The sequence below is a fragment of the Pontibacter sp. YIM B11418 genome (genome assembly GCF_059278805.1).
In genome coordinates this window covers 332,425-348,330 of the sequence record NZ_JCAEMH010000003.1, presented here as the reverse complement: position 1 = coordinate 348,330, position 15,906 = coordinate 332,425, and the positions used below count along the sequence as shown (strand labels likewise).

The 15,906-nt window shown below is 48.4% G+C and carries 15 protein-coding genes; 7 read left to right on the top strand and 8 right to left on the bottom strand.

The window, feature by feature from the left end; translation table 11 throughout:
* Positions 1 to 30 precede the first annotated feature (30 nt).
* On the top strand, positions 31 to 498 hold the full coding sequence (locus tag AC4QZR_RS09215; RefSeq protein ID WP_494480643.1) for a hypothetical protein: 468 nt from the start codon (positions 31 to 33) through the stop codon (positions 496 to 498).
* 125 nt (positions 499 to 623) lie between these two features.
* Here the strand turns inward: AC4QZR_RS09215 and AC4QZR_RS09210 are convergent, their stop codons facing one another.
* The 3 genes from AC4QZR_RS09210 to AC4QZR_RS09200 all read right to left on the bottom strand — a co-directional run bounded on the left by AC4QZR_RS09210 (position 624) and on the right by AC4QZR_RS09200 (position 2,823).
* Positions 624 to 1,055 (bottom strand): DUF2147 domain-containing protein, encoded by a 432-nt coding sequence (locus tag AC4QZR_RS09210; protein WP_494480642.1) that lies wholly within the window; start codon positions 1,053 to 1,055, stop codon positions 624 to 626.
* Positions 1,056 to 1,712: 657 nt separating this feature from the next.
* A complete protein-coding gene (locus tag AC4QZR_RS09205) occupies positions 1,713 to 2,087 on the bottom strand; it encodes a hypothetical protein (protein ID WP_494480641.1) in 375 nt (124 codons plus the stop codon).
* A gap of 100 nt (positions 2,088 to 2,187) precedes the next feature.
* The gene (locus AC4QZR_RS09200; protein ID WP_494480640.1) at positions 2,188 to 2,823 is read right to left on the bottom strand and encodes a C40 family peptidase; all 636 of its coding nucleotides are present in this window, start codon (positions 2,821 to 2,823) and stop codon (positions 2,188 to 2,190) included.
* A gap of 316 nt (positions 2,824 to 3,139) precedes the next feature.
* On the opposite strand from AC4QZR_RS09200, the gene AC4QZR_RS09195 reads away from it, so the two are divergent.
* From AC4QZR_RS09195 to AC4QZR_RS09185, 3 genes are all read left to right on the top strand, one after another.
* Positions 3,140 to 3,502: a hypothetical protein gene (locus AC4QZR_RS09195; protein WP_494480639.1), complete on the top strand. Its 363-nt coding sequence runs from the start codon at positions 3,140 to 3,142 to the stop codon at positions 3,500 to 3,502.
* A 102-nt stretch (positions 3,503 to 3,604) separates the two neighbouring features.
* Positions 3,605 to 5,407: a M61 family metallopeptidase gene (locus AC4QZR_RS09190; RefSeq protein ID WP_494480638.1), complete on the top strand. Its 1,803-nt coding sequence runs from the start codon at positions 3,605 to 3,607 to the stop codon at positions 5,405 to 5,407.
* Positions 5,408 to 5,764: 357 nt separating this feature from the next.
* The gene (locus AC4QZR_RS09185) at positions 5,765 to 6,208 is read left to right on the top strand and encodes a hypothetical protein (protein ID WP_494480637.1); all 444 of its coding nucleotides are present in this window, start codon (positions 5,765 to 5,767) and stop codon (positions 6,206 to 6,208) included.
* 28 nt (positions 6,209 to 6,236) lie between these two features.
* On the opposite strand, the gene AC4QZR_RS09180 is transcribed toward AC4QZR_RS09185, so the two are convergent.
* Entirely contained in the window at positions 6,237 to 7,661 is a 1,425-nt protein-coding gene (locus AC4QZR_RS09180) for a Glu/Leu/Phe/Val family dehydrogenase (protein ID WP_494480636.1), read from the bottom strand.
* Between the two features lie 315 nt (positions 7,662 to 7,976).
* Here AC4QZR_RS09180 and AC4QZR_RS09175 point away from each other — a divergent pair, with 315 nt between their 5' ends.
* Positions 7,977 to 8,468, top strand: coding sequence for a hypothetical protein (locus AC4QZR_RS09175; protein WP_494480635.1), 492 nt, complete (start codon positions 7,977 to 7,979; stop codon positions 8,466 to 8,468).
* A gap of 84 nt (positions 8,469 to 8,552) precedes the next feature.
* On the opposite strand, the gene bamJ is transcribed toward AC4QZR_RS09175, so the two are convergent.
* Positions 8,553 to 9,152, bottom strand: coding sequence for a BamJ family beta-barrel-assembly machinery protein (bamJ, locus tag AC4QZR_RS09170; protein ID WP_494480634.1), 600 nt, complete (start codon positions 9,150 to 9,152; stop codon positions 8,553 to 8,555).
* Between the two features lie 143 nt (positions 9,153 to 9,295).
* A complete protein-coding gene (locus AC4QZR_RS09165) occupies positions 9,296 to 9,427 on the bottom strand; it encodes a hypothetical protein (RefSeq protein WP_262890279.1) in 132 nt (43 codons plus the stop codon).
* A gap of 472 nt (positions 9,428 to 9,899) precedes the next feature.
* Here AC4QZR_RS09165 and AC4QZR_RS09160 point away from each other — a divergent pair, with 472 nt between their 5' ends.
* Both AC4QZR_RS09160 and rnk read left to right on the top strand, forming a co-directional pair.
* A complete protein-coding gene (locus AC4QZR_RS09160; RefSeq protein ID WP_494480633.1) occupies positions 9,900 to 11,456 on the top strand; it encodes an FMN-binding glutamate synthase family protein in 1,557 nt (518 codons plus the stop codon).
* A gap of 1 nt (position 11,457) precedes the next feature.
* Positions 11,458 to 11,868, top strand: a complete 411-nt coding sequence (gene rnk / locus AC4QZR_RS09155) for a nucleoside diphosphate kinase regulator (protein ID WP_494480632.1) — start codon at positions 11,458 to 11,460, stop codon at positions 11,866 to 11,868.
* 122 nt (positions 11,869 to 11,990) lie between these two features.
* Here rnk and AC4QZR_RS09150 read toward each other — a convergent pair whose 3' ends face one another.
* Entirely contained in the window at positions 11,991 to 12,152 is a 162-nt protein-coding gene (locus AC4QZR_RS09150) for a hypothetical protein (RefSeq protein WP_494480631.1), read from the bottom strand.
* A 159-nt stretch (positions 12,153 to 12,311) separates the two neighbouring features.
* Entirely contained in the window at positions 12,312 to 15,698 is a 3,387-nt protein-coding gene (locus AC4QZR_RS09145; protein WP_494480630.1) for a methylmalonyl-CoA mutase family protein, read from the bottom strand.
* Positions 15,699 to 15,906 lie beyond the last annotated feature (208 nt).

The following is a 15,906-nucleotide window of genomic DNA, read 5'->3' as shown; positions in this document are numbered from 1 at the left end:
ATTGATCGTTTACCGGATAATGTATATACCATGATGACGCTAACACAGGAACTTGAATTGAAGAAAAGATTGCTCCAGGAGTCAACCAAGCTGTTAAACATGCAAATTCAGGCAGCAAAAGATGCAATGGACGAGGCACAGGAAAGTGCCAACGAGCACCACGGCGCTATTGAAGACAAATTTGAATCCTTCAGGGAGGCCTGCCAGATTCAGCGTGATATGTATGCGCGGCAGCTGGATGAACTGATCACCACAATGGGTGTGCTGAAAAGGGTGAATTCTACGAAGGAGAATAAGGAAGTGTCGTTTGGGGCAGTGGTGATGACCGAGCTCCAGAACTACTTTATAGGTGTGAGCCTGGGTGAGATCAAAATCGACGGGGATTCATTCTATGCCATTTCAGGCTTGTCGCCACTATACAAAGCAATGGAGGGCAAAAGCAGTAGAGAGAGCTTTGAGTTTCGTGGCAAATCTTATAAAGTACTGCAAGTATTTTAATACTGACCATCAGTATAGTAAACCTTTTGCCAAAAAATCAGTTTAATAAAACAGTAAAGGGTTGAAAACATAAAAGGTTGGCTTTAGGGCCAACCTTTTATGCTATATAGGCGAAGTGGCAACACTTACTCTACTCGCGTCCAGTTCTGCGTTCTGCCAATCAGGGAAATACCAATGTAGCCTTTTACTTCCATTTTGTCTTTGCCCGTCATTTTCATGTAGCAGGAGTAGGTTTTGCCGCTTTCCGGGTCGTAGATGGTCCCATCATCCCACTTGTTACTGCCATCGTACTTAAAGTCCTTCATGAACACCATGCCCTGCAACGGACGGTTGCGCATTTTCTTTTCCGGGTTGTTCTCGTCCAGTTTTGGTTTTCCATTTCTGAGCGGCTCCTTCAATTGCACGATCTTACCATACAGTTTATCGCCTGACTGGTAAATCTCAAAACGAGCTTTGCCTTCTTCATTGGTCCAGAGGCCAACAGGAGAAAGTTTCTGTGCCCACGCTAAGGTAGAAAACAGCATTAGCGCTACAAGGGTTAGCAGGTGTTTTTTCATGATTAGGTTTTTGTTTGATAAGATTAGTAACGAAATATAGCTAAAATAATTCATTTTTCAACTAAAATACGGCACGGGTCGATTTTAAGGCCAGAACAGCGTATTTATGCTTATTTTTCAGCAAAAATAACAGATGGCGTTTGGTTTACTTATACTAGAACACCACCTGTTCAGAATTCGCACTTGCTTTATTTTGAGCGACTTAAGAATACAGTATGCAATTTAGGGTCCATAATGTATGCTCCGAAAAGAAAAGATGACAAAATAAGTGCAGAACCTTGTGAACTAATCGGCGTTATTTTAACTTTATAAATCAGTGAAAGCGGCGAGTGCTGCGGCTTTGCGTATGACTGCCCCGTGCAGCGGCGCATGGTTTATGTCGGACTAAAGAGAAAGGAGGTGCTATGTCTAATCCATCAGTCGTCTTAGTAAGCCTTGGTAATAGTGTTCACCTCAACGGTGAGCAGGCTTAGTAAGCAGTGAGTATCTACTGCTTGCGCAGTAAATATTACCTTTGGTCTTGAGTGATGGTGCTGCTGCAAAACAGGGCGCCGCTTGTTAAGATTTGAAGGATTCTTAAGGCGCTTGGTGTAACTTGACGGGCTACACCAAGCGCTTTTTCTTTTTACCCACCTCCATGATCTGTTCGGCAGAAGCCTACAGGTCGTCTTTGTAAATGGTATTATTGCGCAGCCTGCGTTCCCTTAAAAAAGAAGCAACATAGGAGAATACCGCCAAGAAGCAGCTTATACCCATTAGTAAGGTAAAGAAATGCCTGGCGTCCCACACAAAGGTATCCGGATCAATTTGCAGAATCAGCAGGAAGCCGGCCAATAGGGTGAGGGCAGTAACGGTGTGAAACACAAACCGATTATGGCGCTTTAGATGATACGTGGTAGCAAGTAACAAAATTCCCAACATCGGAGCCAGCAGAGCGACTAGTGGTCGGGAGGGAGATAGAAAATAAACTGCAATACCGGCGAGGATCAATACCAGGGCGTTGATGGAGTTGGCTATGTAGGGATGCACCATATCTATTTCTTTTAGCTGAAAATTGCCCGACCAGCGAATGCCAGTCGGGCTATATAGTGTGTCTTACGTAATTACCGCGATTTTATGTTTAGCCTATACCTTACATTACGCGTCTAACATCCAGGAAACGGACTTCATACCCTGTGCCTTCTACCTGACTGATTTTAACACCGCCGTTAGAAGAGGAGTGCACAAAACTGATGGTGTCCCCTGGTTCAGAGATAACAATACCCACATGACCTGGCTCACGTACCTGCGGATTTGTACCCGTAAATATAACCAGATCTCCCGGTCGCGCCTCATCCATTGATACCGATCTACCATCCTCAGACTGTGTAGTTGAAGAACGCGTCACCGGCACATCAAACTCCTGATAAACATGCGATGTGAAACCGGAACAGTCAAAACCACTGTCGCTTGTGCCGCCATATTTATAAGGGGTTCCCATTAAGGTCAAGGCGTAATTGACTAATGCATCCGTCGGGGTGGTCCCACGTGCGTTTATCCAATCAGTTTCAGTAGCTTTCTTCGATGAAGTTCTTTCAGCTTTGATAGCTGCAATAGTCTCTACTGAACTAGCGTTATTCATTCCGAGTTCTGGTTTGTCAGTTCTTACACTGGCAAAATGCATCCGGTTTGTGTCTTCCGTTGGAGATGCTGCCTGGTCGCCATCCGCTGACATGAGAATCAACAATAGTACGACTGGGGCAAGCATTAAGGCAAATATCTTTTTCATAGCAGTAGGGTTTAGGTTTCTTAACATAACCTATGGAAATATCGTGCCAGAATTCCCGGATAGTTGATGGTAACAGCCTCTTAGACATGAGCTAAGCTTATCATAGTCAAGCAGTCATGCTGATTTAACAGGAAATTAAGGGCCGTTAATCGGCTGATTTAGGCTATTCATATAATAAAGATCTTTTAGTAAAAACATTTTGGTATAATTGTTTTAAAAATTATAATATAATTAATAATATTGCAGACAGTTTAAATCTTAGAGGATGGAATTGTTTAAGGCGGATACTTGTGAAGTAAGATTTGTAGCAGACAGGTTGGAGTTACGGTTCGACCGGAATATGCAGTCACAGGATTTTAGGGGGGGATTGCTCAAGGCGTTGCAGTTTGCCAAGGATCATCGAATCAAGTTATGGTTATTTGACCTTCGCAGCATTGGAAAGCTTAGCGAAGAAGAGGAAACCTGGTTGCAGGTACAGATTTTTCCGCAAATCATGATGCACCTGGGCACAGACAATCATGTAGCATTGGTGGTAGACGAGCGTTGTTACGGTGACATGATCAGAGAATCGGGGCTGTTGGGGCTGAAAAGCTATAATTCGTTCATCATCATGAATACTTTTTGCGACTTGCAGGGGGCCATCGAATGGCTCGATCATCGCCAGTCGGAGTGTGCCTAAGCCGATCAGTCGGGCTATACCTGAATTATGTGGATTTTGAAAAGCAGGCTTTTTATCGTAAAATGCCGGATAGCTTTTAAACATCAATCCCAACTAAACCGCATGTATCACCTAAGGCATTCTATTCTATACCTTTTCTTATCCTTCTGCTTCTTTTTCTTAACCGTTCTCCCGGCACTCGCAGCCGACCTGCGCTATACCTTGTCGATGCCGGAGCCACATACCCACTATTTCGAGGTAGAGGTGGAGTTGAGCGGTGCCCGACAAAATTACATCGATTATAAAATGCCGGTTTGGGCTCCGGGCTCATACCTGGTGCGAGAGTTCGCCAAAAATGTGGAGGGCTTCAGCGCCACTGACAAATCAGGCAAGGAACTACGCCACGAAAAGATCAGCAAAAACACCTGGCGTGTGTACAGCAATAAGGCGGATGCCGTGCGGGTGCGCTACAAGGTATACGCTTTTGAGATGAGTGTGCGTACCAGCTTTCTGGATGCATCCCATGGCTATGTGAACGGTACCAGCATGTTCATGTACCCGGAGGGCTATCAAAAACAACAGGGCACACTCGTGGTGCAACCTTATAAAGACTGGAAAACTGTTTCTACTGGCCTCAAGAGCACCGGCAACTTTACCTATACCTTCCCTGACTACGACGTGCTGGCTGACTCTCCGCTGGAGATTGGCAACCATGAAGTTCTGCGTTTTGAAGCGGGTGGTGTGCCCCACGAAGTAGCCATGTACGGCGAAGGCAACTACGAGCCAGCGCGTTTGCTGGCCGACATGAAAAAAGTGGTGGAGGAGTGCATCAGCCTGATGGGCAAACTGCCTGTTGACCGCTACGTGTTCATTGTGCACAACCTGCACCGCGGAGGCGGCGGACTGGAACACCTCAATTCTACTACACTACAGACAAGCCGTTGGAACTATGGCACCGAGCAGGGCTATACCGGATTTATGGCGCTGGTTGCCCACGAGTACTTCCACCTCTGGAATGTGAAGCGTATGCGTCCGGCCCCGCTTGGCCCCTTCGATTACGACAAAGAAAACTATACCCGTTTGTTGTGGGTGTCTGAGGGCATTACCAGCTATTACGACGATCTGCTCACCCAACGGGCCGGACTGATGAGTACACAGCGCTATCTGGATGTAGTGGCGGGCAGCATCACCTCAGTAGAGAACACCCCGGGCAACCATGTACAGACAGTGGCAGAATCCAGCTTCGATGCCTGGATCAAGTACTACCGACGCAATGAGAACACGAACAATGCTGAGGTGTCTTACTATACCAAAGGCGGTGTGCTCGGGCAGTTGCTTAACATGGAGATCATGAAAAGCACCAAAGGTGACAAGAGCCTGGACGACGTGATGCGCTACATGTACGACCGCTACTACACGAAGCTGAACCGTGGCTTTACCGAGCAGGAATTTAAAGAGGCGCTGGAACGCTTTGCGGGTCGCAAGCTGGATGATTTCTTCCAGAACTATGTGCACGGCACCAAAACACCAGATTACAATCAGTATTTCGAGGCAGCCGGTCTGCGTCTTGTCAACCAAAATGAAGGTGTGCTCAACCTGAACTGGGGCGCCGGTACAGCCCTGGAAAACGGCCGCACTATTGTAAAAACCGTGGCTCGCGGCAGCAGTACCTATGAGGGCGGCCTGAACGTCAACGACGAGCTCATCGCCATTGACGGATACAGAGTGGAAAGCGATATTTCCCAGTTGTTCAGCGGTCGAGCTATTGGCGATAAAGTACCCGTAACTGTTGCGCGCGATGGGAAGCTGATGGAGCTGCAAATTCCGATCGTGGCAGACAAAAGCGTTCGCTATAAATTTGAGCGGATGGAGAAAACAACAGCCCTGCAACAGAAAATCTACAGCAAGTGGCTGAAGCAGGATTAACCTGCCTATACCCTCAAGAACTTCAAAAAGGCGACGCTTCACACCAAGCGTCGCCTTTTTAATTAGGCTCCTGCCACAGTTTTGGCTTAGGCATGTTGAGTTATTTTATACCTATAGCATAGATGGTGGCATCTTTCTCTCGTGAGATTGGAATAGACAGATTAAGAACGTTTTATGGTAGATTAATATAACTATAGATATGTGGGTATGGATATTTAAAATAGCACCGCTTTTTAAAAATAAGTCAGAATTGAAATTGGATTGGTATTAGTAATTTTTTAAGAGATGGTATTTGCACAAAAATAAAATACATATTATATTTCGAATATAATTACCAGAAACCAAGCAGTTTGCCTTATGGTTATCAGTGATTCGTCCTATGCATTTGTTCACTATTCGAAGGAAGCCAACGTGCTGTGCATTAGCTGGAGATTGAAACCAGGTATGGAGCAGTTCAGGAATCTGTATTGGCAGGTACTTCAATTCGTGAAGACCAACTCAAAAATCCGCTATTATACTACTGACATTTCACTAATCGGCCCTCTGGATGCGGAGCAGGAAGCCTGGTTGAGCCGCGAGTATTACCCGCAGGTATCCGGTATAATCGGCGAAGACATCTACGCAGCCGTTATCTTCTCAGAAGGCCATTTTAAGGCGCTGGTCAGCAACTATACTGCATCCCCGCTGCTGCCGGTGCATGACTTCATTCACTTCAATTACTTCACGGATAAGGAAGAAGCAATGGATTGGCTGCTGTATATGCAAAAAGGCCAGGACCTCGCCATTTCAGCAAAATCCTGACCTCTGTTTCTGCAGTTACGCTCACCCATCAAGGGAAAATTCCGAGCGCTTCGTAGCTTACCCCAATCTTTTCGATAGCCGAAAGGAAAGCGGCCGTACGCATGTCTTCAATGTCTTTTTTGTTCATCATCCCCCTGATCTCGTGATAGGCATTGATCATGGTGTCCTCCAGCCCGGAGCGTACCAGGCTTATCTCGTCAGAGCCCTGTATTAGCAGGCTGCGTTCGTGCGTAGACATGCTCTTGCCGGAGGCACTTTCGATCGCATTAACCAACCGGCGGTGACTGGCTTCTTCTGCCCGCTTGCCCATACGCCCAAAGCGCACGTTTGACAGGTTCTTGAGCCACTCGAAGTAAGAAACCGTTACGCCGCCAGCATTGATGTACAGGTCTGGTATGATGATGATGCCTTTCTGAAGCAAAATTTTCTCAGCATCGCGGGTAACGGGTCCGTTGGCACCTTCCGCCACTATTTTGGCTTTGATGCGGGCGGCATTGTCCGCGTTGATCTGGTTTTCAAGCGCAGCAGGCAGCAGCACGTCGCACTCTTCTTCCAGCAAATCGGCAGAGTTTTCGAAGTTCTTGCACTGTCCAAAGTTCAGGATAGAGCCCGTTTCGCTACGGTGTTTAAAGGCCTCGGCCACATCAATGCCGTTGGAATTGTAAATACCTCCTTCGCGCTCGGCTATACCGATGATGATGGCTCCGTCCTGCTGGCAGAAATTGGCGGCGTTGTAGCCCACATTACCCAGACCCTGCACAATAATGCGCTTGCCTTCCATGGTATTGCCTTCTATACCTGCTTTTTTCATCAGGTCCGTATCGCTGAAAGCTTCGCGTATACCATAAAATATACCCAGGCCGGTGGCTTCTGCTCGGCCACGTATACCGCCCTGCCCAACGGGTTTACCTGTTACGCAGCCTAGCGCATTGGTTTCGCCATACTTGAGGGCCTGGTATGTATCAGCGATCCAGGCCATTTCACGGCTACCCGTGCCATAGTCAGGAGCCGGCACGTCCATACCTGGCCCGATCAGGTTTCTTTTGATTAGTTCAGCAGCATAACGACGTGTTACCTTCTCAAGTGTTTTCACAGAGCTGGTGCGCGGGTTGATCTTAACGCCGCCCTTGGCACCACCAAAAGGCACGTCTACTACGGCGCACTTAAATGTCATGATAGTTGCAAGTGCCTTCACCTCGTCCTCATCTACCTGCATGCTAAATCGGATACCGCCTTTAGACGGAAGCTTGTGGTGGCTGTGCTGTACCCTGATGCCTTCGAACACTTCTACACGGCCGTCAATCTCTACTGGAAATGACACTTTATAAACGCTGTTGCAGGTCTTGATCTGTGCCAGAATACCAGGGTCCAGTTTTGAATAACTGGCAGCATGGTCGAAGAACTGGTGCACGCTCTCCAGAAATTTTCTGCCCTCATTGTCGGTGTTTGCCATACGAGTATATGTTTTTTGGTGAATGCATTAAATGTGTTTAGAACGTCTGCCGGGGTAATTTGTTTGCTTAAAGGCTTTTGTTTCAGTATCCGGCTATGATTAAGGCAAAATAATTTAGTGGCTTAGCTACTTGTCAATAAGCCAGTTAGACAAGTTTACTATATGAATCCAATAAAATATTTAACTATATTTTGTTAATGATATATAAATATTACATCTTTGTTTATAATATAATCCTTGTCAGCTGGGTTTCGTTAAATTAATTCACTCATGCTTACTACTTAATGGCCAATCGCCGCATAACCTGATCCTACCATGTATAGAGACAATTTGATTGGTGCCAATGCTTTCAGCAGACATTTTTCGGTAAAGGACAAGAACCGGAGTGTGTTGCAGGAGCAGCTTGTACTTAAGTACAATCATGAAGAACAAACACTTTATATTAAGTGGGAGGGAGAGGTAAGCTCCAATGAGTTGCGTCAGGGATACGCCCACATCATGTACATGGTCCTGACCTACAAGCCTCAAAAGTGGATCATGGACCTCCAAAACAGGCTATCCATCGAGAAAGAGGATCAGCAGTGGGTGTTCAAGTATATTTTCCCGCAGGTGCTGCGCGCTGTAAACAAAAATGTGTTCGTGGCGATCGTGATGCCGGTGTTTGCTTACAACAGCCTGGTAAATGAAATAAACGGAGACGAGTTGATAGACGGTGATAACTTTATGATCATCCACCATTTTCTGTACCAGGAAGAGAGTCGTCGCTGGCTGCGTGAAATGGCGGAAACAGATCTGAAGATCGCCTAGGTATAAAGGAGTATAAAAAAAGAAGTGGTCCGGCCGTCGTACTTAGTACGCAGCCGGACCACTTTATTATTATGGTAGTCTAAATTAGTGTACTGAGATCAGCTCCACATCAAAAATAAGGGCCGTGTTTGGTCCGATCGAGTCGCCGGCGCCTTGTGCTCCGTACGCCAGTTCCGATGGAATGAACAGTCTCCACTTGGCACCCTCTTTCATCAACTGAAGCGCCTCTGTCCAACCCGCGATCACGCCATTTACCGGGAAAGTGGCCGGTTGTCCGCGCTCGTAGCTAGAATCGAATACAGTGCCGTCAATCAATGTGCCATGATAATGGGTCGTTACTTTGTCAGAAGCAGCTGGTGATTTGCCTGTGCCTTCTTCCAGCACCTGGTACTGCAGACCGCTCGGCAGTGTCTTCACACCTTCTTTGTTTTTATTTTCAGCTAAAAAGGCCTCACCGGCTTTCTGGTTTTCACCTCCTTTTGCGCCTTGCTTCTGTTGCATCTCCTGCTGTAGCGCCATCATGGCCATCTGAATTTCCTGCTGCGACAGAGAGGAAGGCTCACCTGCGATCACCTCTTTTAAGCCTTTGAAAAAAGCTTCCGCTTCAATGTCGATACCCTGCTTTTTGAGGTTGGCAGCCATGTCGCGGCCAATGATGTAGCTTATTTTTTCCTGTTGTGTCATGTATAATGGTATAATGATAGGATTGATTTTCGAATGGTAAAGGTACGTTTATTGGGCCGATTTACCTATAAAGGGCCGTACGGGGATAAAAAAAGCAGGTTGTGAAACCTGCTTTGTAATTTATCAAAACAAAAGTCGCAAGTCTAGAGATACAGGTGTATGTCTTCTTCGTGGAGGTCCATTTGGAGCTGCTCAGGTGACATCCAGCCTTTCATGAAATAGCCAAATGTGGTGCCGATAAGCAGGAGAGAGGAGATTTTCGTAAAGCGCATCATGTTTGTTAGCCTGAAGAATTAAACTTAAGTTTCTTAACGCTATATAGAGATTAAGGTTATACCCGTTATAGGCTCATGAATTGTATTTTAGAAATAAAACGTAAAGTTGGTTCGTTGTCCGGCAATTGTAGCCAAAATACGGCGACTTATAATTATTAGTGGCTGATTTTTGTGTTTTCTCCTTTTCTTTCCGCTAACTTTGCAGTATCAATCATAAAGATTATGAGGCCAACAGGCAGATACCTTTCTTTTTGGCTTGCTATACCTGCTTCGGGACTTGTAGCAGCTTCTCATCATGTCGCAATGTGTGATGAATTGAACGGCTATTGCCTTAACTTTCTTTCCTCCCCCAAGGCCTTTAACTAGTAAGCCGGAGCTTACAGCTCTGGCCTCCTGCAAACAAAACTGGTAATTACGTATTTCTGGTTTACCAAATTCCCTTTATTTAACTCATTTTCACCTATTTTTTATCATGGCAAGTAAGGTCAGTGTAAGGCAGTCCATGGGATATGCCTTTTTATCAGCTTATCTGATTACCTTGTTTTTATCGGTATTCGAACGGCAGTACCTGTGGCTGTTTGTGGCCATATTACCGCTTCACATGCTATACCTAGCTAACGTCCGACAGGGCAGGCATTCTATTTTGCGCAACTACCCGCTAGTAGGGTACCTACGCTATTTCTTTGAGAGCATCCGCCCGGAAATCCGGCAGTACTTCTTTGAGTCCGACCTGGATGGCAAGCCTTTCAGCCGCCGGCAGCGCTCCATTGTGTACCAGCGTGCTAAAAACGTGCGCCAAACGGTGCCTTTCGGGATGCAGGCCAACAGTCAGGAAGCCGGTTTTGAGTGGATCGCCCATACCATGTTCCCGGCGCATGTGCAGGCCCAGGACCTGCGCGTGACAGTAGGGGGTAGCCGCTGCAAGCAGCCGTACAGCGCCTCTATTTATAACATTTCGGCCATGAGTTACGGTTCGTTGAGCAAAACTGCCGTGACTGCCCTGAGTGCTGGTGCCAAACTGGGCAGCTTTGCACATAACACCGGCGAGGGTGGCGTAAGTCCCTTCCACATAGAGGGAGGCGGTGACCTGATCTGGCAGATCGGGACAGGCTACTTCGGCTGCCGTGACAAAGATGGCAACTTCTCTGAAAAGCTGTTTCAGGAGCAGGTGGCTCATCCGCACATCAAAATGGTGGAGATTAAATTGTCGCAGGGTGCTAAGCCAGGTCACGGCGGTATACTGCCTGCCGCTAAAAACACACCTGAGATTGCGGCCATACGTAAGGTGGAGCCTCATACGACGGTGGCTTCTCCGCCGGCGCACTCTGCTTTCAGCGACCAGTTCACGATGTTGCTTTTCATCGAGCAATTGCGTGTACTGTCAGAGGGCAAACCTATTGGCATCAAGCTCTGTATAGGAAATAAGCAGGAGTTTGAGCTATTGTGCATGGAGATGAAGCACAACGGCATCTACCCGGACTTCATCACGATCGACGGGGCAGAGGGTGGCACTGGTGCAGCACCGCTGGAGTTTACCGACAGTCTGGGTATGCCGCTTTACGATGCGTTGGCTTACGTGCAGTACATGCTCGAGGTGTACGGGCTGCGTGACGAGATCAAGTTGATTGCGGCGGGCAAGATCATTACAGGGGTGGATATTATCAAGGCTATTTCATTGGGAGCCGACATTTGCTACAGTGCCCGCGGCATGATGTTCGCGCTGGGCTGTATACAGGCCCTGCAGTGCGACTCTGGTCGCTGTCCGGTAGGTATAGCCACACAGGACAAGAACCTGTACCAGGGGCTGGACGTAGCTGATAAAAAAGTGCGGGTGGCCAACTTCCACGGCAATACCATTAAGTCTACCATTGAGGTGATGGAGGCCTGTGGATTTGCATCGCTGGAAGGCATTACACCTGACAAAATATTCAGACGAGTGGAGCAGGGGCAAACGAAGAGCTTCCGGGATATTTATTTCCCAAAACAGCCTTCATCTAGTCCTATCAGCAAAAATTACGTACTTAATTGATATGGAAAATGTGATCTATCTTACGGAGCAGGACTATAAGCGCCTGATTGAACTGGTGCAGCAGCAACGGCAGGGACCAGGTATGCAGGCAAACATTGCCAAGCTGGGAGAGGAACTGAAGCGGGCCAAGAGAGTCGCTTCGGATGAGATTCCGGCTGAGGTTGTGACCATGAACTCCAGTGTATTGCTGCGGGACATGAAAAGCGGCAAGGAGATGGAAATCACGTTGGTATACCCGAAGGACGCCGATGTGAATGCCCGAAAGATCTCGATCTTTGCCCCGGTAGGCACCGCCATTATCGGCTGCAAAGAAGGCGACGAGGTAGAGTGGCCCGTACCATCTGGCACCATCAACTATAAGATAGAGAAAGTAACTTTCCAACCGGAGGCATCCGGCAACTTCGCATTATAAGGATAAGCTATACCTGTAAGAAAGCCAGTTCGCAACCTGACAAGGTATGGCGGACTGGCTTTTTGTTATTTATCTTTAGAGCTAATCTCAATCTTTTATAAACGACCTATACCTGTTCTTGATCAGGCATAGTTGCTGACGTCTTCGTCCCAAAGATCAAAATTGATGTCATCTTCTTCGATCCGGGTGCTGAGGTATACATAAGTGGCCAGGCCTAAAAAGAGGAGGGCGGAACCTACCAGCACAAACGGGAAGTCTTCTAAGTCTTTGTCTTTTGTTTTCATAAACGCGATGCTTGTTTGTTGTTCTATAATACCTTGCAAAGCGGCAATTAGTTGTCAAGTTGCTTACTGTCAGTAGGTATAAAAAAGGAAGACCGGGCAATTGCCCGGCCTTCCTTTTTTATTAACGCCAGCAGTAGCGGGCATCTTATAATTAAGTGCTTACATATTTCTGCGGTACTGTCCGCCTACCTCAAACAGGGCATTGGTGATCTGGCCCAGCGAGCAGTATTTCACGGCTTCCATCATCTCTTCGAAGATGTTGCCGTTGGCGATGGCCACTTGCTGGAGGCGCTTCAACATCTCAGGTGTTCTGTCAGCATTGCGCTGCTGTAAGGTCTGCAACATCGCGATCTGATACTGCTTTTCTTCCTCCGTCGCGCGGATAACCTCCGTCGGAAGCACGGTAGGAGAGCCGGTAGACGACAGGAAGGTATTCACGCCGATGATCGGGTATTCGCCGGTGTGCTTCAGCGTTTCGTAGTACAAGCTTTCCTCCTGAATCTTGCCGCGCTGATACATCGTCTCCATGGCTCCCAACACACCGCCACGCTCCGTGATGCGGTCAAACTCCAGCAACACGGCTTCTTCCACCAGATCCGTTAGCTCTTCGATGATGAAGGAGCCTTGCAGCGGGTTCTCATTTTTAGCCAGACCCAACTCCCGGTTGATGATCAACTGGATCGCCATAGCGCGGCGAACAGAGGCCTCAGTTGGTGTTGTGATCGCCTCGTCGTAGGCATTGGTGTGCAGCGAGTTACAGTTGTCGTAGATTGCGTAGAGGGCCTGCAGCGTGGTACGGATGTCATTGAAGTCAATTTCCTGTGCGTGCAGCGAACGGCCGGACGTTTGGATGTGGTACTTCAACATCTGCGAGCGGGCATCGGCGTTATATTTGTGCTTCATCGCCTTTGCCCAGATACGGCGTGCCACACGGCCAATCACCGCATACTCCGGATCGATGCCGTTGGAGAAGAAGAAGCTCAGGTTCGGCGCAAACTTGTTGATGTCCATGCCACGGCTCACATAATACTCCACAAATGTAAAGCCGTTGGCCAGCGTAAAGGCCAGCTGCGAAATAGGGTTGGCACCTGCCTCTGCAATGTGGTAACCGGAGATGGACACCGAGTAGAAGTTGCGTACGTTCTTGTCGATGAAGTAGGCCTGCACGTCACCCATCAAACGCAGCGAGAATTCCGTGGAGAAGATGCAGGTATTCTGTGCCTGGTCTTCTTTCAGAATATCGGCCTGCACGGTGCCTCGCACGGCTGCCAGGGTACGCGTTTTGATCGGCTCGTATACCTCGGCTGGCAATACCTGGTCGCCCGTCACGCCAAGTAGCATCAGGCCCAAGCCGTCGTTGCCCTGTGGCAGTTCGCCCTGGTACTGCGGACGCGCTATACCTTTCTCTTTATAAATAGCGTCAATCTTCTGGTTGATTTCCTCTTCCAGGCCGTTCTCCTTGATGTATAGCTCGCACTGCTGGTCGATGGCGGCGTTCATAAAGAAGCCGGTCAGGATCGCAGCCGGACCGTTGATGGTCATGGAAACCGACGTCATCGGGTCGGCCAGGTTAAAGCCAGAGTACAGTTTTTTGGCATCATCTAGGCAGCAGATACTCACGCCAGAGTTACCAATTTTACCATAAATATCTGGTCTGAAATCCGGGTCTTCACCGTACAAGGTTACCGAGTCGAAGGCTGTTGACAGACGCTTGGCTGGCATACCTAGGCTCACATAATGGAAGCGACGGTTCGTACGCTCCGGTCCGCCTTCACCGGCAAACATACGGGTTGGATCTTCGCCTTCGCGCTTGAACGGGAATACACCCGCCGTGTAAGGGAATTCACCTGGCACGTTCTCCTGCAGGTTCCACTTCAGCAAATCACCCCATGCCTCGTAGCGCGGCGTAGATACCTTCGGAATTTGCAGATGTGAAAGCGACTCTGTATGCGTCTTTATTTTGAGTTCTTTGTCGCGCACTTTGAAGATGTAGAACTCATTCTTGTAGGCCTGTACTTTGTCTTTCCAGTTCTCAAGAATTTTCTTGTTCTGTCCATCCAGGCTCAGCTCCACCTCGGAATAAGCCTGCTCAAGCTGTTTGATCAAACGATCTTTGTCTTCAACCTCTATACCTTGCACCGCCTCTATCGACTTCTTGATGCCGTAGAGTTTTTGAGCAATCTCGCCCTGATCCTTCGTCCACTTATCGTAGTTGCGTATGGTCTCGGAGATCTCAGACAAGTAGCGGGTGCGGGCAGGAGGGATGATGTATACCTTCTCCGACATTTCCTTCGAAGTCTGCAGGTTGGAGTCGAAGGCTATACCTGTTTTCTCCGACAGCTTGGCCATCACGGCACGGTATAGCTGGTTCATGCCCGGGTCGTTGAACTGCGAAGCAATGGTGCCAAATACGGGAATCTCATCGTCGCTCACATCCCAGAGCTGGTGGTTACGCTTGTATTGTTTTTTCACGTCACGCAGCGCGTCAAGGGCACCGCGCTTGTCAAATTTATTCAGGGCGATTACGTCGGCAAAGTCGAGCATGTCGATCTTCTCAAGCTGCGTGGCGGCACCGTACTCCGGCGTCATCACATACAAACTCATGTCGGAGTGCTCGATGATCTCGGTATCAGATTGACCTATACCTGAAGTCTCGAGGATGATCATGTCAAAGTCTGCCGCCTTCACTATATCCACCGCGTCCTGCACATACTTGCTCAGGGCGAGGTTGCTCTGGCGGGTAGCCAGCGAGCGCATGTATACCCGCTCGTTAGAGATCGAGTTCATGCGAATGCGGTCACCTAACAGAGCGCCGCCTGTCTTACGCTTCGACGGGTCTACGGAGATGATGGCAATCTTCTTTTGAGGGAAGTCGATCAGGAAACGACGCACCAGCTCATCTACCAATGAAGATTTACCGGCTCCACCCGTACCGGTTATACCCAGCACCGGCGTTTTTACTTCTTTAGCGTGCTCTCTCACTTCGTTCAGGATGCTGCGGGCTTCCTCCGGGAAGTTCTCGGCCGCCGAGATCAGGCGGGCGATGGCTTTAGGGTCTTTATCACGCAGGTGTTTTGCTTCGCCGTTCAGGTCTTTGCCTGTCGGGAAGTCGCATTTCTCCAGCATGTCGTTGATCATACCTTGCAGGCCCATGGCGCGGCCGTCGTCAGGGGAGTAGATGCGGGCAACCCCGTATTCGTGCAGTTCCTCGATCTCAGTAGGCAGAATGACCCCGCCGCCGCCGCCGAAAATACGGATATGGCCGCAGCCGCGCTCTTTGAGAAGGTCGTACATGTATTTGAAGTACTCCAAGTGACCACCCTGGTACGAGGTAATGGCGATGGCCTGCGCATCTTCCTGCACGGCGCAGTCCACAATTTCCTGCACGGAGCGGTTATGACCCAGGTGAATCACCTCGGCGCCGGAGGCCTGTATGATGCGGCGCATAATGTTAATCGAAGCGTCATGCCCGTCGAACAGGGAGGCTGCCGTCACGATACGAATATGGTTAACGGGCTTATATGGCTCTATTTTAGTAACTTGCATAATTTACTAACAAGGATTTTTCAAATTTGATGCGAATATAGTCATTTTCGCGCAGGATTGACAGGGTTGAGCATACACTGGAAGTCCAAACCGGTATTCGCTTCAACGGAAGGAAAGGGATTCTGTTATCCGCACTGACGGGCCTTGTGGCCAATAGCGATCTGGCCTGAATAAGCGTGTTGGCCGGCTTTTAGAAAAGGGACTGCTA

Bases quoted from the DNA above. Each gene is read 5' to 3' on its own strand.
- AC4QZR_RS09180 (WP_494480636.1), bottom strand. From the start codon at position 7,661: ATGGCAAACACCGACAATGAGGGCAGAAAATTTCTGGAGAGCGTGCAC.
- bamJ (WP_494480634.1), bottom strand. From the start codon at position 9,152: ATGACACAACAGGAAAAAATAAGCTACATCATTGGCCGCGACATGGCT.
- rnk (WP_494480632.1), top strand. From the start codon at position 11,458: ATGGAAAATGTGATCTATCTTACGGAGCAGGACTATAAGCGCCTGATT.
- AC4QZR_RS09175 (WP_494480635.1), top strand. From the start codon at position 7,977: ATGTATAGAGACAATTTGATTGGTGCCAATGCTTTCAGCAGACATTTT.
- AC4QZR_RS09205 (WP_494480641.1), bottom strand. From the start codon at position 2,087: ATGGTGCATCCCTACATAGCCAACTCCATCAACGCCCTGGTATTGATC.
- AC4QZR_RS09165 (WP_262890279.1), bottom strand. From the start codon at position 9,427: ATGATGCGCTTTACGAAAATCTCCTCTCTCCTGCTTATCGGCACCACA.
- AC4QZR_RS09200 (WP_494480640.1), bottom strand. From the start codon at position 2,823: ATGAAAAAGATATTTGCCTTAATGCTTGCCCCAGTCGTACTATTGTTG.
- AC4QZR_RS09150 (WP_494480631.1), bottom strand. From the start codon at position 12,152: ATGAAAACAAAAGACAAAGACTTAGAAGACTTCCCGTTTGTGCTGGTA.
- AC4QZR_RS09190 (WP_494480638.1), top strand. From the start codon at position 3,605: ATGTATCACCTAAGGCATTCTATTCTATACCTTTTCTTATCCTTCTGC.
- AC4QZR_RS09215 (WP_494480643.1), top strand. From the start codon at position 31: ATGATGACGCTAACACAGGAACTTGAATTGAAGAAAAGATTGCTCCAG.
- AC4QZR_RS09185 (WP_494480637.1), top strand. From the start codon at position 5,765: ATGGTTATCAGTGATTCGTCCTATGCATTTGTTCACTATTCGAAGGAA.
- AC4QZR_RS09145 (WP_494480630.1), bottom strand. From the start codon at position 15,698: ATGCAAGTTACTAAAATAGAGCCATATAAGCCCGTTAACCATATTCGT.
- AC4QZR_RS09160 (WP_494480633.1), top strand. From the start codon at position 9,900: ATGGCAAGTAAGGTCAGTGTAAGGCAGTCCATGGGATATGCCTTTTTA.
- AC4QZR_RS09210 (WP_494480642.1), bottom strand. From the start codon at position 1,055: ATGAAAAAACACCTGCTAACCCTTGTAGCGCTAATGCTGTTTTCTACC.